The sequence below is a fragment of the Mycobacterium colombiense genome, from assembly GCF_001665835.1.
Classification (GTDB): Bacteria; Actinomycetota; Actinomycetes; order Mycobacteriales; family Mycobacteriaceae; genus Mycobacterium; species Mycobacterium colombiense_A.
Window position 1 is genome coordinate 94,964 of the sequence record NZ_LZSX01000089.1, and the last position, 20,262, is coordinate 115,225.

17 protein-coding genes are annotated in these 20,262 nt (G+C 68.2%); 5 read left to right on the top strand and 12 right to left on the bottom strand.

The window, feature by feature from the left end:
* Positions 1–13 precede the first annotated feature (13 nt).
* Entirely contained in the window at positions 14–394 is a 381-nt protein-coding gene (locus tag A5760_RS22355) for a hypothetical protein (RefSeq protein WP_064884844.1), read from the top strand.
* Positions 391–741: a DUF3817 domain-containing protein gene (locus A5760_RS22360; protein WP_064884846.1), complete on the top strand. Its 351-nt coding sequence runs from the start codon at positions 391–393 to the stop codon at positions 739–741. The genes A5760_RS22355 and A5760_RS22360 overlap by 4 nt, the downstream gene beginning before the upstream one ends.
* A gap of 46 nt (positions 742–787) precedes the next feature.
* On the opposite strand, the gene rdgB is transcribed toward A5760_RS22360, so the two are convergent.
* Positions 788–1,402 (bottom strand): RdgB/HAM1 family non-canonical purine NTP pyrophosphatase, encoded by a 615-nt coding sequence (rdgB, locus tag A5760_RS22365; RefSeq protein WP_196772176.1) that lies wholly within the window; start codon positions 1,400–1,402, stop codon positions 788–790.
* Between the two features lie 160 nt (positions 1,403–1,562).
* Here rdgB and A5760_RS22370 point away from each other — a divergent pair, with 160 nt between their 5' ends.
* Positions 1,563–2,006 (top strand): nitroreductase family deazaflavin-dependent oxidoreductase, encoded by a 444-nt coding sequence (locus A5760_RS22370; protein ID WP_064884850.1) that lies wholly within the window; start codon positions 1,563–1,565, stop codon positions 2,004–2,006.
* 95 nt (positions 2,007–2,101) lie between these two features.
* Here A5760_RS22370 and rph read toward each other — a convergent pair whose 3' ends face one another.
* The 7 genes from rph to clpS all read right to left on the bottom strand — a co-directional run bounded on the left by rph (position 2,102) and on the right by clpS (position 7,288).
* Positions 2,102–2,881: a ribonuclease PH gene (rph, locus tag A5760_RS22375; RefSeq protein WP_064884852.1), complete on the bottom strand. Its 780-nt coding sequence runs from the start codon at positions 2,879–2,881 to the stop codon at positions 2,102–2,104.
* Positions 2,882–2,905: 24 nt separating this feature from the next.
* Positions 2,906–3,688, bottom strand: coding sequence for a cyclic nucleotide-degrading phosphodiesterase (locus A5760_RS22380; protein ID WP_064885056.1), 783 nt, complete (start codon positions 3,686–3,688; stop codon positions 2,906–2,908).
* Between the two features lie 72 nt (positions 3,689–3,760).
* Positions 3,761–4,576 carry a glutamate racemase gene (gene murI / locus A5760_RS22385; RefSeq protein ID WP_064884854.1) on the bottom strand — a complete coding sequence of 272 codons (816 nt, stop codon included), beginning with the start codon at positions 4,574–4,576 and terminating at the stop codon, positions 3,761–3,763.
* Entirely contained in the window at positions 4,573–5,256 is a 684-nt protein-coding gene (locus A5760_RS22390; RefSeq protein ID WP_064884856.1) for a rhomboid family intramembrane serine protease, read from the bottom strand. The genes murI and A5760_RS22390 overlap by 4 nt, the downstream gene beginning before the upstream one ends.
* 60 nt (positions 5,257–5,316) lie before the next feature.
* Positions 5,317–6,366 carry a P1 family peptidase gene (locus tag A5760_RS22395; protein WP_064884858.1) on the bottom strand — a complete coding sequence of 350 codons (1,050 nt, stop codon included), beginning with the start codon at positions 6,364–6,366 and terminating at the stop codon, positions 5,317–5,319.
* 10 nt (positions 6,367–6,376) lie between these two features.
* Complete coding sequence (locus A5760_RS22400; RefSeq protein ID WP_064884860.1) at positions 6,377–6,958, bottom strand: DUF2017 domain-containing protein; 582 nt, start codon at positions 6,956–6,958, stop codon at positions 6,377–6,379.
* Between the two features lie 24 nt (positions 6,959–6,982).
* On the bottom strand, positions 6,983–7,288 hold the full coding sequence (gene clpS / locus A5760_RS22405; RefSeq protein ID WP_064884862.1) for an ATP-dependent Clp protease adapter ClpS: 306 nt from the start codon (positions 7,286–7,288) through the stop codon (positions 6,983–6,985).
* A 66-nt stretch (positions 7,289–7,354) separates the two neighbouring features.
* Here clpS and A5760_RS22410 point away from each other — a divergent pair, with 66 nt between their 5' ends.
* Entirely contained in the window at positions 7,355–8,671 is a 1,317-nt protein-coding gene (locus A5760_RS22410; RefSeq protein WP_064884864.1) for a nicotinate phosphoribosyltransferase, read from the top strand.
* 72 nt (positions 8,672–8,743) lie between these two features.
* Positions 8,744–10,741: an ATP-dependent DNA helicase gene (locus A5760_RS22415; RefSeq protein WP_064884866.1), complete on the top strand. Its 1,998-nt coding sequence runs from the start codon at positions 8,744–8,746 to the stop codon at positions 10,739–10,741.
* Positions 10,742–10,744: 3 nt separating this feature from the next.
* Here A5760_RS22415 and A5760_RS22420 read toward each other — a convergent pair whose 3' ends face one another.
* Genes A5760_RS22420 through A5760_RS22435 form a run of 4 tightly spaced genes read right to left on the bottom strand, consistent with a single transcriptional unit; the run spans position 10,745 to position 20,224 of the window.
* Positions 10,745–15,184 (bottom strand): protein kinase domain-containing protein, encoded by a 4,440-nt coding sequence (locus A5760_RS22420; protein WP_082279573.1) that lies wholly within the window; start codon positions 15,182–15,184, stop codon positions 10,745–10,747.
* A gap of 7 nt (positions 15,185–15,191) precedes the next feature.
* Entirely contained in the window at positions 15,192–16,055 is an 864-nt protein-coding gene (locus A5760_RS22425) for a DegV family protein (RefSeq protein ID WP_064884870.1), read from the bottom strand.
* On the bottom strand, positions 16,048–16,950 hold the full coding sequence (locus A5760_RS22430) for a DegV family protein (protein WP_064884872.1): 903 nt from the start codon (positions 16,948–16,950) through the stop codon (positions 16,048–16,050). Before A5760_RS22430 ends, A5760_RS22425 begins: the two co-directional genes overlap by 8 nt.
* A complete protein-coding gene (locus tag A5760_RS22435; RefSeq protein WP_082279575.1) occupies positions 16,943–20,224 on the bottom strand; it encodes an MFS transporter in 3,282 nt (1,093 codons plus the stop codon). The genes A5760_RS22430 and A5760_RS22435 overlap by 8 nt, the downstream gene beginning before the upstream one ends.
* Positions 20,225–20,262 lie beyond the last annotated feature (38 nt).

Sequence of the window (20,262 nt, forward strand, 5' to 3'; positions counted from 1 at the left end):
GTACGGTCAAGGGGTGTCCACTACGCATCGTCGCAGGCCCGCGCTCATCGCGCTGGTGATCGTCGCGGCGTGCGGCTGCCTGGCCCTGGGCTGGTGGCAGTGGACCAGGTTCAATTCCGTCTCCGGCTCCTTTCAGAACCTGGGCTATGCATTGCAATGGCCACTGTTCGCCGGATTCTGCGTGTACGCCTACCGCAAATTCGTTCGCTATGAAGAGGAACCACCACAGCCGCGGAGCACAGACGCGATGACGGAGATACCCGCCGGGCTGCTGCCCGAACGACCCAAGCCCGCGCCGCAGGCACCCGACGACCCCGCGCTGCGCGAGTACAACACCTACCTGGCCGAGCTCGCCGCGCAGGACGCCGAAAAGCAGAAGAGGACAACCGCATGACCACACCGGAGACGCCCGGAACATCAGTGCCCGCAGTGCCCGTCGACAAGATCCGCACCGCGCTGCTCGGCTACCGGATCATGGCGTGGACGACGGGTCTGTGGCTCATCGCGCTGTGCTACGAGATCGTCTCGCACCTCGCCTTCGGCCACGAGATCCGGTGGATCGAAGTGGTCCACGGTTGGGTGTATTTCATCTACGTACTGACCGCCTTCAATTTGGCGGTCAAGGTGCGCTGGCCGCTCGGCAAGACGGTCGGTGTGCTGCTGTCCGGGACCATCCCGCTGCTCGGCATCATCGTCGAACACTTCCAAACCAGGGACGTCAAAGCGCGTTTCGGGTTGTAAGCCCCGCAGCTACCGAAGGGCACGGCACCGCGAGTGCCGCTGGACCCTAGCCCCCGGATCGGGCCAGCGTTTGCAGCGCCGGCAACAGCAGCCGCAGCGCGCGACCGCGATGCGAGACGGCGTCCTTCTCCGATGGGCTCAGCTCCGCCGCCGTGCGGTCATGCCCCTGGGGAACGAAGACCGGGTCGTAGCCGAAGCCACCGTCGCCGCGAGGTTCGCGGGCAATGCTCCCGGGCCACTCGCCGCGGACGACGACCTCGCCGGCGGTCGAGACGAGCGCGCAGGCGGACACGAACGCCGCACCGCGCCGTCCGTCGGGTACGTCGCGCAGTTGCGCCAGCAGCAACGCGGTGTTGCCCGCGTCATCGCCGTGCCGACCCGCCCACCGCGCCGACAGCACACCGGGCATGCCGTTGAGCGCGGCGACCTCCAGCCCGGAATCGTCGGCCACAGTTGCCAGCCCGCTCGCGGCAAAGGCATCCCGCGCCTTGGCCAAAGCGTTGTCCTCGAAGATCGCGCCCGTCTCCGGCGCTTCCTCGAACGGCGCCACGTCGTCGAGCGACACCAACGTCAATCCCGTCAGGCCCGCCGCATCGATCACCCGGCGCAACTCGGCCAGCTTCTTCGGGTTGCGGCTGGCGACCAGCACGCGGGTCACCAGCTATTCCTCAACATGCGTCGGGGCAGTTGCCAATGCACCCCGGCCACATTACGGACTGTGAGCCCATGCATTGGCGATGCGAATGCATTCAGCGGTGCCGGCACGGCAGACGGCACGCTCCACAAGGAATAGACAGGGCAACGAAGTAGCTTCCCCCAGGGTGAGCCAAAGACCCGATTCCGAGACGCTCAAGGCGCTCAATAACAACATCACCGACGAGTTTCGCGCCAACGCCGGCAAGGTCGGCGGGCGATTCGAGGGCAACGAGCTGTTGCTACTCACCACGACGGGCGCGAAGTCCGGCGAGCCGCGCGTCGCGCCGTTGGTGGCCTTCCGTATCGACGGCAAGCTGCTGATCGTCGCGGGTTACGGTGGCGCCGACGTCAACCCGGGGTGGGTGCACAACCTGCGGGCCAACCCGCGGGCGCGCGTTGAAGTCGCCACCGACTCGTTCGACGTCGTCGCGCACGAGCTCGACTCGTCCGAACGCCAGGCGATCATTCCCAAGATCAACGCGACCGTACCCGCATTCGCGTTCGCGAACTACCAGTCGAAAACCACGCGCACCATCCCAATATTCGAGCTGCAGAAGGACGAGTCATGACCGACCGGAGGGGGTCTCGTCTTGGCCGCGGTGTCGGCGGTGGTAAACCGCGGGGCAGTTAGGGCCGCGGTCAGGGCTGGCGACCAGGAGGCGGGTCAGCTGCCGAACGCCTTCGGCGTCGGGGCCCCCTCGGGGAGCACACCGGGGTATGGCTGCTGGAGCGCCTCGCGCTGCGCGGCGAACAGCTTGTCGCAGGAGGCCAGCGCCACGTCGAGCAACTTGTCCAGCGTCGAGCGCGGGAACGTTGCGCCCTCACCGGTCCCCTGAACCTCGACGAGCGTCCCGGTGTCCGTGGCGACGACGTTCATGTCGACCTCGGCGCGGGCGTCCTCCTCGTAGGGCAGGTCGACCCGGATCCGCCCGTCGACCACGCCCACGCTGACCGCCGCGATCGCACAGGACAACGGCCGGGGATCCGACAGCTTGCCCGCCGCCGCGAGATAGGTCACCGCGTCGGACAACGCCACGAAGGCGCCCGTGATGGCCGCGGTGCGGGTGCCGCCGTCGGCCTGCAAGACGTCGCAGTCGACGGCGATCGTGTTCTCCCCCAGCGCCGCCAGGTCGATGCACGCCCGCAGCGACCGCCCGATCAGCCGGCTGATCTCCTGGGTGCGCCCGGACAGGCGGCCCTTCACCGATTCGCGGTCCGAGCGGGTGTGGGTCGCCGCCGGCAACATCGCGTACTCGGCGGTCAGCCACCCTAGGCCCGATCCCTTGCGCCAGCGCGGCACCCCTTCGGTCACGCTGGCGCTGCACATGACCTTGGTGTGGCCGAATTCGATCAACACCGAACCGGCGGGGTGGTCAGTGAAACCGCGGGTGATGACCACGGGCCGAAGCTCGTCGTCAAGGCGGCCGTCTTCTCGTCTCGTCACGCCGCCAACACTAACGCGGGTGGCTCAGACCCTCTCGGAGCGGCGGATATCGAACGTCTCACCGCACACCACGGCATGCACGGGACCATCGAACTCGGCCTTGGCCTCGCTGATCACATCCTCACGCGAGGTCCACGGCGGGATGTGGGTCAGCAACAGTTCGTGCACGCCGGCCGCGGCCGCGGCCCGGCCGGCCTCGGTGCCCGACAGGTGCAGCGCGGAGGGACGGTCCGGCGAGTGCGTCCACGACGCCTCGCAGAGGAAGACGTCGGCGCCGCGAGCCAGCTCGACGAGTTGATCGCAGAAGCCGGTGTCACCGCTGTACACGAATGAGGCGCCCGAGGGGTCGGTGATCTTCAAGCCGTAGGACTCGGTCGGATGAGCCACCACTCGCGGCGTCACCGTCAGCGCGCCGATCGTCACCGGCTCACCTTCGACCCAATGCCGAACATCGAAAATGTCCGAACAGTCGTCGATCTCGCCGCCGTAGGGCGACGACGCCGCACCCAACCGCGACCAGGTGTCCCCCGGGCCGTAGAGCAACGCCTTACCCAGCGGACGCGTCGGGTGGTAGCGGCGCCACACGAAAAGCCCGGGCAAATCCAGACAATGGTCGGCGTGCAAATGGGACAACAGCACGTGCACGGAACCGGGATCGGCATAGCGTTGTAGCGCGCCCAAAACGCCCCCGCCGAAGTCGATGACTAACGGCGGAGTGTCCGGTGCCCGGAGCAGATAACCCGACGCGGGCGAATCCGGACCGACCACGCTGCCCGAGCAGCCGAGCACGGTTATTCGCACGGACACCACTGTGCCATGCCCAATGGCACCATGACGAAAACATGGCCGCATTGGTGTGACCAGAATCTCGTCCGGCCGTTAATCAATGCGCACATGATGAACAGGCTGTACGCCGGATACGGTCGGACCCAAGAATCGCGCCGCCAAAGCGGTGAATGCCTCGGGGTCGCCGGTGGCTTCGAAAACCCGTGTCGCGGGCGGCGCGTCGTGAGGCCGGAGCAGGTCCCGTTCGGTGAGCACCCGAAGCACTTCCTTGGCGGTCTCCTCGGCGCTGGAAACCAGCGTCACGTTGTCACCCATCGCCAATTGGATGAGCCCGGACAGCAACGGATAGTGGGTGCAGCCGAGCACCAGCGTGTCCACCTGTTCCCGCTGCAGCGGCTCCAAGTAGCCCTCGGCCAGGCCGAGCACCTGACGGCCGCTCGTCACGCCGCGCTCCACGAAGTCGACGAAACGCGGACAGGCCACCGCGGTGATCTCGGTGTCGCGGGCGGCGGCGAACGCGTCTTGGTAGGCGTGCGAGTTGATGGTCGCTTGCGTGCCGATGACACCAATACGTCCGTTGCGAGTGGTGGCGACCGCGCGGCGCACGGCCGGCAGGATCACCTCGACGACGGGCACGTCGTAGCGTTCGCGAGCGTCGCGCAGGCACGCCGCGGACGCCGTGTTGCAGGCGATGACCAATACCTTGATGCCGCGGCCGACGAGGTCGTCACCGATGGCCAGCGCGTGCGCGCGAACCTCGGGGATGGTCAGCGGGCCGTACGGACCGTGGCCGGTATCGCCGACGTAGATGATGTCCTCGTCGGGCAGCTGGTCGATGATCGCCCGCGCGACGGTGAGTCCCCCGACACCGGAGTCGAAGACCCCGATGGGCGCCAAGGCCGAGCTCATGTCTTGGGCCGCGGAACGGTGGTGCCGGCGTTCCTCGATGTCCGGCCCTTACGTTCCGGCGCGGACAACATGTAGGCGGCCACGACGCCGGCGATCGCCCCACACAGGTGGCCCTGCCATGACACGCCACCGCATCTGCCGAGCACGGGCATGGCTCCGAGCAGGACGCCGCCGTAGGCGAACATCACGATCAGCCCGATGATGATGTCGCGCATCCGGCGCACGAAGATCCCGAACACCAGCAGGAAGGCCAGCCAGCCGAAGATCAGGCCGGAGGCACCGATGTGGTCGGTGGGGCCGCAGCTGCTGCCGACGTTGCCGATCAGCCAGGTGCCGACGCCGCCCAGGATCCACACGATCGCGGTCGCCCAGACGAACCGGGACAGGCCGGCCAGCGTCATCAGGAACCCCAGGATCAGCAGCGGCACGGTGTTGGCCGCCAGGTGCTGCCAGCTCTCGTGCAACACCGGGGCGAAAATGATGCCCCACAGGCCGTCGGCTTCCAGCGGCCTGATGCCGTTCACGTCCAGCGAATGCCGGGACAGCTGGTCGATCAGCTCGGCGAGGTACAGCAGTGCCACGAAGGTGAGGATCGTGGCGGCGCCCACCGTCGCGGTGGACCGCTTCGTCGGCTGGGCGGCGCGCGCGCCGGGGCGTCCCCGCGGGGTCGTCTTACCCATGGCTGCCCTTCCAGCGTGTTTCCAGCATGTCAAGGCTACCGGCGCAGCGGCCGGTCGATCTCACCGACCGAAGGCCCCGGGCAGCACGTCGCGGTAACTCGGTATGCCGGCGATCGATTCCGCGGCCAGCACACCGCCCAGCACCGCGTCCGCCAGGCAATCGGCGGCGGCGATGCCCACCTCGGTGGCCAGCGGGGTCTCCGGGGAGAAGGCGGCGGGTAGCGGTTTTGCACTGGCCGCCGGAGCCACCTCGACCGCCCCGGTGGCCAGCACGAACACCGTGTCACCGTCGACCGGCGTGTGCGCCGGCCGGATGCTGCGGGCCAGGCCGTCGTGGGCGGCGATCGCCACCCGCCGGCACGCCGCCGAGCTCAGGGCGGCGTCGGTGGCCACCACCGCGATGACGGTGTTGAGTGGGTTGTCCACCGGATTCGACGGGGACGGCAACCGGGCGAACGCGTCGATCTGCTCGGCCGGCGGCGGCCGCAGGCCGAACCCCCGGGTCAGATCCGCCATCCACGGCAAGCCGGTGCCCCGGTCGACGACCTCGCCCGCGGAGTTCACCACGGCCACCGCCCCGACGGTCACCCCGGACGGCAGCACCCTCGACGCGGTCCCGACGCCGCCCTTGAGCGCGCCGGCGCGCGCCCCCACGCCTGCGCCAACGGTCCCGACACCCATCGCGGCGCCGTCCTCGGCGGCGGCGCAGGCGCCGTAACCGAACTCGGCCGTCGGGCGGCACTCCCAGCCGCCGACCGGCAGATCGAAGATCACCGCTCCCGGCACGATGGGCACCACCCCGCCGTCCATAGCCACGCCACGTTCGCGTTCCTCCAGCCAGCGCATGACACCGTCCGCGGCGGCCAGCCCATAGGCGCTGCCTCCCGCGAGCAACACCGCGTCCACGAACCGCACGGTGTTGGCCGGGTCCAGCAGGTCGGTCTCCCGGGTACCGGGCGCACCGCCGCGGCAATCGACGGCGCCGACGGTGCCCGGCGGGGTGAGCACGACGGTGACGCCGCAGGCCCAGCCGGCGCCCAGGGACGCATCGGGGTCCAGTCGTTGGTAGTGGCCGACGCGGATACCCCCGACGTCGGTGATGGCATTCATCTGTCGCCGATCATCGGGGCCCCATCAGCACCAGGACCAGGTACTCCTGCAACACCGTCAGCCACTGGTACACGTCGAAGTGCACGGCCAGCGGATGGTCGGCCGGCAGGCGCTCCGGACCTTCGGGCCCGACCTCGAGCATGACCCCCAGGGTCAGCCGGATGTCGTTGACCGCCGCGACCCAGGAGTTCGCGTCGTCCTCGGTCAGCTCGAAACGGCCGCCGTCCTCGGGGATCGTGCTCAATAACCGCTGTGCGGCAACGCGTTTGGCGTCGACGATGTCGGGCTCGTGCAGGCTGCGCAGCGCGGCGTTGAGGCTGTCCGCGTCGTCGGGCGGCGTGGTGTCCTCGTCGTCGTGCCGGTAGAAGTCGGGCAGCAGCCGACGCAACGTGGGATCTTTCGGCGGGTCGGCGTTGCCGGTCTTGATCCCGGTGATCTCCTCGAGTTCGTCTGCGGGGGAAGAAGATTCACGCTCGTCGAGCAGTCCGATCATCGCCGTGGCCAGGTTCTTGAGCAGGGCGGCCTCGTGCGAAGCCAGGGACGACCGAAAACGGGGACCGCTCGCGGTCTCGACCCGCTTCCATTTGCGCACAGGGAATCGCCAGCGCCTCGAGTTTCAGCGGTCCTGCTGCATGGTCGCCCACAAACCGGCGGCGTGCAGCTTGGACACATCGACTTCCATGGACTCCCGGCTGCCGGCGGACACCACGGCCTTTCCTTCGTTGTGCACCTGCAGCATCAGCTTGGTGGCGTGCGGCTCGCTGTAGCCGAACAACTTCTGGAACACATATGTCACGTAGGTCATCAGATTCACCGGGTCGTCCCAGACGATCGTGACCCACGGACTCGACGTGACCTCTACCGGAGCGGACTCTCGTTGTCCTGTAGTGCCCGGCTTAGTGGGCGCTGACATAACAACCATGGCCTACACGATACCGAGGGTTGGACGACGTTTCCGAGCCCCGATCACAGCCGATACCGTGATGGAATGAACGACCCGGTCGTTACTGGGCTGCTGACCGACAAGTACGAGTTGACGATGTTGGCGGCGGCGCTGCGAGACGGCAGCGCAGATCGGCGGACAACTTTCGAGCTTTTCGCCCGCCGACTTCCCGAAGGCCGCCGCTACGGCGTGGTCGCCGGGACCGGCCGACTGCTCGAAGCGCTACCTCAGTTCACCTTCGATGATCAGGCGTGCCAATCGCTGGGGCAATTCCTCGACCCGGACACGTTGCGTTACTTGCGCGAATTCCGGTTCGGCGGTGACATCGACGGCTACGCCGAGGGCGAGCTGTACTTCCCCGGATCCCCGGTGCTGTCGGTGAGCGGGACGTTCGCCGAATGCGTGGTGCTCGAGACGCTGGCGCTGTCGATTTTTAATCACGACACCGCGGTCGCGTCCGCCGCGGCACGCATGGTCAGCGCGGCGCGGGGACGCCCGTTGATCGAGATGGGGTCGCGGCGCACACACGAGCAGGCGGCCGTCGCCGCGGCCCGCGCCGCCTACCTCGCCGGCTTCGCGGCATCGTCCAATCTGGAGGCCCAGCGCTGCTACGGCATACCCGCCGAGGGCACCTCCGCGCACGCGTTCACCATGCTGCATACCCGCGCCGACTGCCCTACGGAATCGACCGAATTGGCGGCTTTCCGGGCGCAGGTCGACGCGCTCGGCGTGGACACCACCCTGCTGGTGGACACCTACGACGTGACGACCGGTGTGGCCAATGCGGTGGCCGCCGCCGGCACCGGGCTCGGTGCGGTGCGCATCGACTCCGGCGAGCTGGGCGTGCTGGCCCGCCAGGTGCGTGAGCAGCTCGACAGGCTGGGAGCCACCGGGACCCGCATCGTGGTCTCCGGCGACCTCGACGAGTTCTCCATCGCGGCCCTGGCCGCCGAGCCGGTGGACAGTTACGGCGTGGGCACGTCGCTGGTGACGGGCTCGGGCGCACCGACGGCGAACATGGTGTACAAACTCGTCGAGGTGGACGGCTTACCGGTCCAGAAGCGCAGCAGCCACAAGGAATCTCACGGCGGGCGTAAGGAGGCGCTGCGCCTGTCGCGCGGCTCGGGCATCATCACCGAGGAGGTCGTGTATCCGGCAGGCCAACAGCCCGTCGTCTCCGATCCGGCCCGGGTGTTGACCGTCCCGCTGGTCCGCGGTGGAGAACTGGTGTCCAAACCGAACCTCGCCGCGGCGCGCGAACTGGTAACTTCCGGGCTGCGCAGTCTGCCGTGGGAGGGGTTGAACTTGTCGCACGGCGATCCCGCGGTCACGACGACGCAGATTCCCGGCGGCCGGCGCTAGCACCGCCCTATAGATGCCGCGGCGCGAGCGCCGCCCCGAACAGCGAAGAGGGTAGCCACGTCCGACGTTTCCGTGTCCGAGCTGCTGGCCACCGCGGTGGCCGCACTCGGCGGCAGTGAACGCGGCGGCCAGCAGGAGATGGCCGCCGCGGTGGCGCGGGCCTTCGCCACCGAGGAGCACCTGGTGGTGCAGGCGGGCACCGGCACCGGCAAGTCGCTCGCGTACCTGGTACCCGCGATCGTGCACGCCGTTGACGACGACTCCCCCGTCGTCGTGTCCACGGCCACGATCGCTCTGCAGCGCCAGCTCGTCGATCGCGATCTGCCTCGGCTCGTCGATGCGCTGGCCGATGCGCTGCCGCGCCGCCCGCAGTTCGCGTTGCTCAAGGGCCGGCGAAACTACCTGTGCTTGAACAAGATTCACAACGGTGGGGTGGCCGACGGTGACGAAGGCGACGAGCGGCCGCAGGAGGAACTCTTCAACCCGATGGCGGTCAGCGCGCTGGGCCGCGATGTGCAGCGGCTCACCGAATGGGCGTCGAGCACCGAATCGGGCGATCGCGACGACCTGAAGCCCGGCGTCCCGGACCGATCCTGGTCCCAGGTCAGCGTTTCCGCGCGGGAATGCCTCGGTGTGGCGCGCTGCCCGTTCGGCACCGAGTGCTTCTCCGAACGCGCCAGGGCGCAGGCCGGCCGCGCCGACGTCGTGGTCACCAACCATGCGCTGTTGGCGATCGACGCGGTCGCCGAATCGGCGGTGCTGCCCGAGCATGCGCTGCTGGTCGTCGACGAAGCACACGAGTTGGTGGACCGGGTGACGTCGGTGGCCACCGCGGAGCTGACATCGGCCTCCCTCGGGGTGGCCGCCCGGCGGATCGCCCGACTGGTGGACCCGGAATTGGTCCAGCGCCTGGAGGCGACGACGGCGAATTTCGCCTCGGTCATCCACGACGGCACGCCGGGCCGCATCGACCGCCTCGACGACGAGCTGGCGACCTACCTGGGGGCGCTGCGCGACGTGGCGACCGCGGCGCGCTCGGCGATCGACACCACCAACGATCCCAGGGCGGCGTCGGCGCGCGCCGAAGCCGTTGCGGCACTGAGCGAAATCTCGGACACCGCGTCGCGCGTGCTGGAATCGTTCGGCCCGGCCATCCCCGACCGCACCGACGTGGTGTGGCTGGAGCACGAGGAGATCCGGGGTTCGTCGCGTCCGGTGTTGCGGGTGGCGCCGCTATCGGTCGCGGGGCTGCTGCGGTCCCGGGTGTTCTCGCGCTCGACGGTGGTGCTGACGTCGGCGACGCTGACCATCGGCGGCTCGTTCGACGCCATGGCCGCGGCGTGGGGACTGACGGCCGAGGATGACGACGACGCGCGGTGGCGTGGTCTGGACGTCGGTTCGCCGTTCCAGCACGCCAAAGCCGGAATCCTCTACGTGGCCGCGCACCTGCCCCCACCCGGCCGCGACGGCACCGGCTCGGCCGAGCAGCTGAGCGAGATCGCCGAACTCATCGCCGCCGCCGACGGGCGCACCCTGGGTTTGTTCTCGTCGATGCGGGCCGCCCGGGCAGCCGCCGAGGCCATGCGCGAACGCCTCTCGACGCCGGTGCTGTGCCAGGGCGACGACAGCACGTCGGCACTCGTCGAGCAGTTCAGCGCCGACCCCCAGACTTCCCTGTTCGGCACGCTGTCGCTGTGGCAGGGCGTCGATGTGCCCGGGCCGTCGCTGTCGTTGGTGCTGATCGACCGCATCCCGTTCCCCCGGCCCGACGACCCACTGCTGGGTGCGCGGCAGCGTGCGGTCGCCGCGCGCGGCGGCAATGGCTTCATGGCCGTCGCGGCCAACCACGCGGCGCTGCTGTTGGCGCAGGGATCGGGGCGGCTGTTGCGCCGCGTCACCGATCGAGGAGTGGTCGCGGTGCTCGACTCGCGCATGGTCACCGCCGGCTACGGCGGCTACCTGCGGGCCTCGTTGCCGCCGTTCTGGCAGACCACCAACGGGGACCAGGTGCGCCAGGCGCTGCAGCGATTGCGCACCGCCCCGGCAACCGAAGAGGGCCTGTCGGCCTGAGCCCTATTCCCAGCAGACCTCATAGACGCGCTGGGGATCCTGCAGCCCTTTGAGTTGTTCCTCGCGCGTTTCGCCGAATCGGAACTCGTGACTACCGGCAACCAGCCCGCGCAGTACCGCCGACACGAGGATCCCGTTACCGTCTGCTTTCGCGCCGATCCTCGCCGCGAGGATGACGGTGTGCCCGAAGAAATCCTCCTGCTCGCGGATCACCTCTCCGGTGTGCAGTCCGATCCGTACGCGCAGCACCTGGCTACCGGACTGGTCGCGATACGCCGCCAAGTCACGCTGGATAGCGATCGCGCAGCGCAGCGCGTTACGGGCGCTGGCGAACGCGACCATGAATCCGTCGCCCTGCGATTTGACTTCGAAGCCGCTGTGCGCGGCCAGCTGGCGACGGATGACCGCGTTGTGGCGATGCAAAAGCTTCAGCCAGCGCTCGTCGCCGAGCTGCTCGGCGAGCACCGTCGACCCTTCGATGTCCGAGAACATGATCGTCACCGTTCCGTCGGGGGCGGCCACCTTGCTGAGGTCGGGCCGGTCCGCCTCGACGGACTCTGCAACGTCGTCCATCACCGACCACCCGAGCTGGTGCGCCCGGCTCTCCTTGTGAACTCGGCGCAGCTGCACGAGTCGCTCGACCTCGACACGCATGCCGTTGCGCTGCGCGAGGTCAAGCCCCCGGTCGATCAGGCCCATCGCCTTGTCCCGATCCGCCGGCTCAGATGTGCCGAGCAGCATGCGTGCGTACTCATAGCAGACCCGGGGTGTCACGTAGTCGCTGCCTATCTCAGCATTGCGCGCGAGGGCGAGGTCGAAGTGGTGCACGGCGTCGTCATGGCGGTCCGCCGCCGCGGCGGCGAAGGCGAGGAACGTGTGGTTAGAGCCGAGGCACCCGGCTCCGGCCAGAAACAGAGTGCAGCGGTCTTCGTAGGGCACCAGCAGCTCGTAGAGTGCGCTTGCGGCTTCTCGATCACCGATCGGGATCGACGCCATGGAGAGCACGCAGACCGAAGTCAACCAGTCACTGCCGCGCCGGAGCGCCTCGAAGCCGTCGGCCGTGAACTCCGCGAACTTGGCGCGAGCCTCATCGAGCTGGCCGATCTCGGTCAGCAGCCACACGTACGATGCCGGCCACGCCTGCCCGTAGCGCGCGGCGGCCTCGCGGGCGGCGTCGCGCAGCTGTTCCAGAGTGCCATCCGCGAGCCGGGTCAGAAACGAGTGCGCGCCAAAGACCACTGCCGCCACCTCCGGCTCGGCACGTTGCCCGATCGACAGCGCCGTCTGCGCGAGACGCTCCGACTCCTTGTAGCGACCCTGCATCAGCGCCCGCATCGTGCGGAACACCGCGGTCTGCCACAGGTAGCGCGGCTGGTGTAACTCGCCCGCCAGCCGGTCACACGCCGCGATCTCGTGATCTACCGCCCGGAAGTCGCCGAGCTGGGCAAGCGCGATCAGGCGCAGCTGGTGGCCCTCGAACTCCATGTCACGGTCACCGACGATCCGGGCGAGCCGCGCCATCTCCTCGCCGGACGCGATGGCCTCGTCGGTCCGGTCGGGGCCCAAGGTTGACCACTGACGGCTATGCATGGCCAGCAACAAGATCTTCGTGTCGCCGACGCGTTCGGCCATCTCGATGGCCTGCGCGCTGGTTCGGTCGGCTTCCGCCAGCGCGCCCTTGCGGCGAAGCTCGAGGGCCAGCCGGGCAAGCACCGTCACCCTCAGCGCGCTATCACGTGCCGGCAGCACCTCGAGCGCCTCATCCAACAACGCCACCAGCTGTTCATCGGCACGATCGGTGATCGAGAAGCCGCCCGGGCCGCCGCCGTATCCGAGCGCGGCACGGGCAAAGTGGTCGTTGAGCGCCAGCTCGCGCGCGATGGTCGCAGCCTCGCCGAATGTCTTGCGAGCGCCTTCGGCTTCGCCGGCCCGCCACCGCGCATCCCCCAGCGCCAGCAGCAGATCGCATCGGCGCTGCGGTACCACCTCCGAGATCGTGTCGAAGAGGCGGAGCGCCGTCGCGTAAAGGCTGACCGCGTCTTCGTAGGCATACGTCGCCGCCGCGCGTTCCCCCGCCCACCAGGCATAGTCGGCTGCCTTCGCGGCATCACCGTATGGAGCCGCCTTCGCGAAGTGGAATGCGATTGCAGACAGATGAGATTCGATCCGGTCCTCGTAGAGCTCCTCGATCGCCTCGCCCGCGGCGATGTGCAGCTGGGAGCGCCGTAGCGCGGGCAGGTCGTCATACAGCGCGTCGCGGGTCGCGCCGTGCGCGAAGCCGTAGCGGCCCGGCTCGCCGGTGGCCTGCCGCACGATCGCCCCATCCAGAGCCGGCTGCATCCGCGCAAACGCAACGTCTGCCTCCAGCCCGCTGACGTGGGTCAAGATCGGCAGATCGAACTCGCGGCCGATCACCGCCGCGGTCGACAGCAGCTCGAGTGTTTCGGCCGGCAGCTTCTCCAACCGGCGGGAGACCACTTCGTGGACCCCCCGAGGGATGCCGAGCTCCTCGCCGTCCCGAATGTTGGTAACCCACCGGCCGTCGCGCCAGTCGAGCACTTCCGAGTCGATCAGATGGCGGACGATCTCTTCGGTGAAGTACGGGTTGCCCTCCGACTCGCGGCAAACGGCGTCTGCAAGTGCGAGTTCATTTCGTCGCTGCAGCGGTTGCTGCAGTACCGCTTCGAGCATCGCCTTGACATGTTGATCGGAGAGACCCCGCAGCTTGATGCGTGCGTATCCCCGCTCCTTGCTGAGCCCGGTCAGTACCTCGTTCAAGTAATGGTCGTCGGGAAGCTCGTCGTCTCGATAAGTGCCCAGCACGAACACGCGCGAGTGGGCCAGCTCGCGCACGACGAACGCCAACAGCATCAACGAAGGGTGGTCGGCCTGTTGCAGGTCTTCGAGGAAGATCGCAAGCGGCTGGCGGTCTGAGGCGCCGATCAGAAACCGCGACACCGAGTCGAACAACCGAAAGCGCGCCTGCTCGGCGTCCAGCGGTGGCGATTCGGGGATCTCCGGCATACGCTCGCGTATCTCAGAGACGATCTGAGCGATCTCGAACGCGCCTGAGCCCAGGTCAGAAGCCACCGTCTCGGCATCGTGACTACGTGCATAGTCGCGGATCACCTGCACCCACGGCCAATAGGCAGGAGCACCCGCGCCCGCATAGCAGCGGCCCCACAGAACCTGCGCGCCCCGAAGGGCGGCGTATGCCGCGGCCTCCGACGCAAGGCGTGTCTTGCCGATTCCCGACTCTCCACTTATCAGCACGGTGCGGCCGCGGCGGCCCATGGCGTCATCGATCGCGGCGCGGAGCGCGTGCGTTTCTCGTTCTCGCCCGAGGAACGTGCTGTCGGTGATCCGGTCGAGCGCCGCCATATCCCGAGTCGCGCCATCACCACTCGCGACCGCAGCAGCGATCGTCCCAAGCGCATCGCGAACCTCGGCTGCTTGCTGGGGACGCGCCTCCGGCGACTTCGCCAGCATCCTCAGCAGCAACTGGTCGAGCGGTGCTGGAATGCCGGAGCGATGCCCGCTTGGCGCTACCGGAGCGGTCGAAACATGCTGGGAGACAATGGCAGCCGGCGACTCACCCGCAAAAGGTGTTATCCCGCAAAGCAATTCGTACAGTAAAACGCCAAGGGAGTAGATGTCCGAACGAGCGTCGGAGCCGCGACCGAGAGCCTGTTCGGGCGGCATATAGGCGACCGTTCCGATCACCGTCCCCACGGCCGTCACGCGCGTTGAGCCCTCCGCGACCGCGAGCCCGAAATCTCCGATCTTGGCGGTGCCGTCGGGCGCCAGCCACACATTCTGGGGCTTGACGTCGCGGTGCACGACGCCTTGGGCATGCGCATGCGCGAGCCCGCTGGCGATCTCCCCGCCGATCCGGACCACCTCTTCGATGGCGAGCCGATGATCCGCCGCGTCGGCGAGCAGGCCATAAAGATCACCGCCGGCCATGTACTGGCTGATCAGGTAGAGCTGCCCATCTTGGTCGCCGAAGTCATACACGTTGACGACATTGGGGTGCTCGCCAAGCTTCGCCATCGCCTCGGCTTCCCGGCGCGCGCGGCGCATCGCCGCCTCGTCCGTCCCGCCGGCCTTCAACAGAGCAGCAGCCACCTCGCGCTGCAGGCGCGTGTCGGTTGCCAGGTACACCCTCTTGCCCGCGCCTTCGCCGAGCAGGCGGCCGAGCGTGTAACGCCCGTCCGCAAGTGTCTTGGGCACGGGCGGTGCCGCCGGCTGCGCCGCCATAGCCTGGACACCCAGCATGGTGCCGCACTCGTCGCAGAAGCGTTGCGAGCCCGGTTGGCGCGCGCCGCAGCCGGGGCACGCGACCTCGGCCACAATCGGGGCACCACAGCTGTTGCAAAACTTGGCCTGCGGCCGGTTCCCGGCCCCGCATTTGCTGCATTCGACACTCGCGGGCGCACTCATGGCTCGGTCACCTCAACGCCGCCCCGGGAAGTCCGCCGACCAACAGCGTCCCCGGCCCGACGTGTGTTGCCACCACCGGTCCGACCTCGGAGACGAACTCCGGCTCGGTGCCGAACTCAGTTCCCAACCGGTCCACTAGAGTCTGCGCATCATCAGGAGCGTGGACATGCTGGACGAACCACCGGTCGGCGCCCGCCGCGCGTCGCTGGCGCATCAGCTCGACCAGCCGCTCGACGCCGCGCCGGTGCGTGCGCACGCGTTCGACGGCCTTGAGCTCCGATTCGATCGACAGGATTGGCTTGAGGTCGAGCGCCGATCCGACCCATGCGGCCACAGTGCCCACCCTGTTGCTTCGGCGAAGGTACTCGAGCGTATCCACCAGGCCCCAGCCCTTGACGTCCTGACGCGCCTGGCGTACGCGGTCGATAACGCCCTCCGGGTCGGTTCCCCCGGCGGCGGCACGCGCTGCCGCCAGCACCTGGAGTCCAAGGTGGCCGCCGAAGCCGGCCGAGTCGATCACCGTGATTCGCGCGCCTCCGTCGCCCTCTAGCTTTGCGGCTGCCTGCCGAGCCATCGAGCAGGTCTCGGAAACGCCAGAGGAGATGAGCACCGAGACAACGGCGGCGTGCTGCTGCAGCAGCCGGTCAAAGGCCGCGACGAAATCGTCGATGGTCGGCGCCGACGTCGTCGCGATGTTCTTTGACGCGTCCAACTCCGCATAGAACCGTCCGAAATCACCGTCGAACTCCGACTCACGCAGCGGTCCGCTACCGACGTCGTAATACTGTGAGACAACCGTGATTTCGAACTTGTCGACGAGAGCACGCGGCAGGTAGCCGGTGCTGTCGGTAACCACCGCGACATCAGCCATACGCACCCTCCAACGCCGCGCCGGGAAGACCACCGACCGTCACCATCCCTGGACCGGTATGAGTTGCGAGTACCGGCCCGACCTCGGAGATGAACTCCGGCTCGGTGCCGAACAGCCCGGCGAGACGCTCGGCCAGTCGCCGCGCGTCCTCGTGCGCATAGGCGTGTTGGACGAACCATCGATCGGCACCCACCGCGCGGCGCTGTCGCATCAACTCGACCAACCGCTCGACCCCGCGCTTGAACGTGCGCACACGTTCGACGGCCTTCATCTCTGATTCGATCATCAAGATCGGCTTGAGGTCGAGCGCGGATCCGATCCATGCGGCCGCGGTGCCGACCCGGCCGCCGCGCCTCAGATACTCGAGCGTGTCAACAAGGACCCATTGCCTGACCTCCTGGCGCGCCCGGCGCGCCTGCTCGGTCACGCCCTGTAGGTCGGCTCCTGCCGCCGCGGCGCGCGCCGCCGCCAGCGCCTGACAGCCCAGGTGGCCGGCCACGCCGGCGGAATCGAAGACCACTATCCGCTCGCTGTCCACCCGCGCCGCTGCTTCCCGTGCGAACTCGCACGTCGGGGAGAGGTTTGAGCCAAGCATGACGGCGACCACGGCGCTGTGGTGCTGCAGCAGGCGTTCATAGGCTGCGACGAACTCTTCGACCTTGGGCGGCCCGGTCGTCGCGACGGTCTTCGACGCGTCCAGCTCGGCAAAGAACCGTGCCCAATCGCCGTCGAAGTCCGACTCGCGCTCCCCCCGGCCGGGCAGCTCGTGACCGCCGGTGGGCGACGCGGCGCCGGTGATGTCGTAATACAGCGACACCACCGTGATGTCCAAGCTCTCGACGAGCGCCCGCGGCAACGCGCAGGTGCTGTCGGTAACCACCGCAACGTCAGCCACCGACCACCTCCATGATCCGCGGCAAGGCTTCACGCGTCGCGATCCGGCCCGCCTCGCGGGCGCGGTCAATCTGATGCCACTCCAGGAATCCGATAGTGCTGGTGTCGGGGTGGATCGCCAGATCGGCCCGTTGCAGAACCGCCGTTGATGCCATCGCGCTACCGATCGTCATCGTGCGCATGAGCGTGTCGACGACGTTAGGTACCCGTGGCGAGCGCGGCAGCCTCGTAGCGGAGGCGGGGGTCGCCTGCTGACCGGTGCCAATGCTCACTGCGATCAGTGGGCCCTCGTGGCGAGCCAGCGTCATTACCGGCAGGTTGTCGAGCACACCGCCATCGACGTGTAGCGCCCCGTTGTAGACGACCGGTGCATACAAACCCGGGACCCGCAGGGAACAGCCGACGACATCGGCAAGCTGACCTCGTCGATGCACGACGGCCCGCCGCGCCAGCAGGTCGACGCTGACACAGCGGAATTCCTTCGGCAATTCCTCGACTAGCTGTCCCCCGAAGACGCTGTCGAGAGCACCCAAGGTGCGTCGCCCGCGGATCAGTCCCTTGCTCGGCAGCGTGTAGTCACTTGTCGGGTTGCTGCGGATGAAGTACTCATACATGTTCGCGTCGACGGCAGCCGCATCCTTACCGGTTGCTGCGAGCGCGGCGATGATCGCCCCCATACTGGTCCCGGCATAACGGTCGACGGCCACCCCCGCCGCTTCCAGCTCGTCCAGCACCCCAAGGTGCGCAAAAGCTCGCGCGGCCCCACCGCTGAGGATCAGCCCGACCGAGCGTCCCGCAATGCGCGCTGCGAGCGGTCGCAGATCGGCGGTCGCGTGCCCGGCGCGGACTGTATGCACCGAGCGTGGCGTTATCAATTCCTCCCACAAGTGCCGGTGTTCACGGGCTGCGGGTGGTCCGGCGAGGACTAGGTCGGCTCCCGCCGCACGCACCGGCAGCGGTGCCACTGGTGGCGCCGGACGCGTCGCCACCAGAACCACGCGATCGGCCGACCGCACGCAGAAGTCACGCCAGTCCGCATCATTGGCCGCCGCGTGCAGCACCACCTTGTCCGCCACCCGCTCGGCGCGGTCCAACCCGTCGCGGTCCACGCGGCCCGGGTCCACAACCTGTAGCCGGCCCGACAGCGCGGTGACCAATTCGGTGGCCACCAGTGATACGGGCGCATCGGCGTCGACGCCGACGATCGCAACGACCGCCTCCGGTGTTGCCGCCCGCGGCACCGCAGGCGGCGGAGCCTGGTGTAACCGCGTGGCCAGCACCCGGACCATTGCTCCTAGGACGCCTGAATCGGCAATGCTTTGAAATTGGGTTTTGGTGAGCCGCACCAGCGTCGAGTCGCGCACCGCGCGAATCGATGCGGAGCGGGGCGCATCGATGAGCAATCCCAACTCGCCGACGACTTCGCCGCGGCCCAATTCCGTTGTTACGACGTCATTCTGGAGCACCTGCAGGCGGCCGTTTCGCACGACGTACAGGGAATCGGACGCCTCGCCCGCGTGAAAGAGATACGACCCGGCCTCCAGCTCAACCTGCTCGGCGTGCTCTCGCAGCTCCGCCAGAGCGCTCGGGTCAAGGCCGGCAAACAGCGGCAGAGCGCCGAGCGGGTCGGCCTCGCCGTCTGCCGTCTGCCGGATCTCAGCGGGCAAAGACACGAGCCCCGGCGCCGACCGCGATCCCGGCGAACCCAGTCGCGGCGGCGGTTCAGACTCCCCTGCAATCGCCGCGACGTGGCGGGTGCGGCCTAACAACACCCCACCGATAGCAACCAACGCAAAACAGACCGCGGCCAGCACCCAACCTCGTCGCAACGTCGCTTCAGTGGCGCCGTGAGCCGGCGTTCCGACCACAATCACCAACAGCGCGATGCCGATCACGGCTCCGAGCTGCCGCGTGCTGCTGACCACCGCCGATGCGGTGGCGTAGCTGCCGCCTGCGGCCAGGCCACCCAGTGCGGCGCTGCCAAGCATTGGCAGCGTGGCCCCGACCCCGATGCCCTGCAGCATTTGGCCGGGCAACCACTGCCCGAGGAAATCGGGTTTGGAGCCGACGCGTTCGATGTACCACAGCAGGCTGCCTGTCCAGATCAGCGCGCCGGCGATGATGATGAGGCGGTAACCATGCCGGTCGGCGACGCGGCCTAGTACCGCGGCGACGACAGCCGCGACGAACGCGGCAGGTGCCACGGCCAGGCCCGCGCGCAGCAAGTTGTAACCCCACACGTAGTTGAGGAACAAGACGTGGGTCAGCAGGTAGGCGTAGAACCCCGCGCTGGCGATCAACGTCAAGGTATTGCCCGCCGTGAACGACCGGATGCGCAGAAACGCTGGCTCTATCAACGGGGTTGGATGCCGCCGCGAACTCATCAGGAATCCGAGCATCGCGACCACGGCGGCTAGGAATGAACCGATGGTTGCCGGGCTGACCCAGCTCCAATCCGGTCCCTTGACCAAGCCAAGAGTCAAGCACCCGACCCCGATCGCCAACAACGCCGCGCCGCGTAAGTCGGGTACGCGACGTCGTCCCGAGGCGCGGCTCTCGACCAGGCCTCGTCGAGCCACCACCACGGCCACCGCGCCAAGCGGCAGATTGACCAAGAAAACCCAGCGCCAACTCGATGCCTCAACGAGAGCACCACCGATTGGCGGCCCGAGACCCGACGCGATGGCGGCTGCCGCGCCCCAAAGGCCGACGCCATGTGCGCGGCGCGCCTCGTCGAAACTTTCGACTACGAGCGCCAGGGACGCCGGCACCAGGACCGCCGCTCCGATGCCTTGCAGTACCCGGAATGCGACGAGCTGGCCGACAGTGTCGGCGGCCGCGCACAACGCTGACGCGACGGTGAACAACACCACCCCGTAGATAAACATCCGCTTGCGGCCAAGCAGGTCAGCAATCCTGCCGCCGGCCACGAGGAACGCAGCGAAGGCAATGTTGTAGGCGTTGAGCACCCACGACAGGCTGCTGATATCGCTGCTGTGGAAGTACCGCTGGATGGCCGGGAAAGCGATGTTGACGATGGTGGAGTCGAGGAATGCGAGGAAGGCGCCGAAAGCCGCGACCAGCAGCACTGCTGTCGGGGAGGGCTGTCGACGTCGAGTGAGCGGGGCGGGGGGCCGGCCCGTCCGGAGACGTCTCCGGCTCAAGCCGGTGTCTGGATCGACGACTCTGCCGGCCCGGCCATCCCCGTTCGTCGTCGCGCGCTCTGCAGTGCGCCTCGGGGTAGTCCGGGCTGTGACAGCAATTCTGTGCGTCATGGCGCACCTCCACTGTGAGGCGGTTGCGACTCTGACCG

Excerpts from the sequence above, each read along its gene's own strand:
- A5760_RS22435 (WP_082279575.1), bottom strand. The coding sequence starts at position 20,224 with ATGACGCACAGAATTGCTGTCACAGCCCGGACTACCCCGAGGCGCACT.
- A5760_RS22360 (WP_064884846.1), top strand. The coding sequence starts at position 391 with ATGACCACACCGGAGACGCCCGGAACATCAGTGCCCGCAGTGCCCGTC.
- clpS (WP_064884862.1), bottom strand. The coding sequence starts at position 7,288 with ATGGTTGTTATGTCAGCGCCCACTAAGCCGGGCACTACAGGACAACGA.
- murI (WP_064884854.1), bottom strand. The coding sequence starts at position 4,576 with ATGAGCTCGGCCTTGGCGCCCATCGGGGTCTTCGACTCCGGTGTCGGG.
- A5760_RS22410 (WP_064884864.1), top strand. The coding sequence starts at position 7,355 with ATGAACGACCCGGTCGTTACTGGGCTGCTGACCGACAAGTACGAGTTG.
- A5760_RS22425 (WP_064884870.1), bottom strand. The coding sequence starts at position 16,055 with ATGGCTGATGTCGCGGTGGTTACCGACAGCACCGGCTACCTGCCGCGT.
- A5760_RS22390 (WP_064884856.1), bottom strand. The coding sequence starts at position 5,256 with ATGGGTAAGACGACCCCGCGGGGACGCCCCGGCGCGCGCGCCGCCCAG.
- A5760_RS22395 (WP_064884858.1), bottom strand. The coding sequence starts at position 6,366 with ATGAATGCCATCACCGACGTCGGGGGTATCCGCGTCGGCCACTACCAA.
- A5760_RS22420 (WP_082279573.1), bottom strand. The coding sequence starts at position 15,184 with ATGAGTGCGCCCGCGAGTGTCGAATGCAGCAAATGCGGGGCCGGGAAC.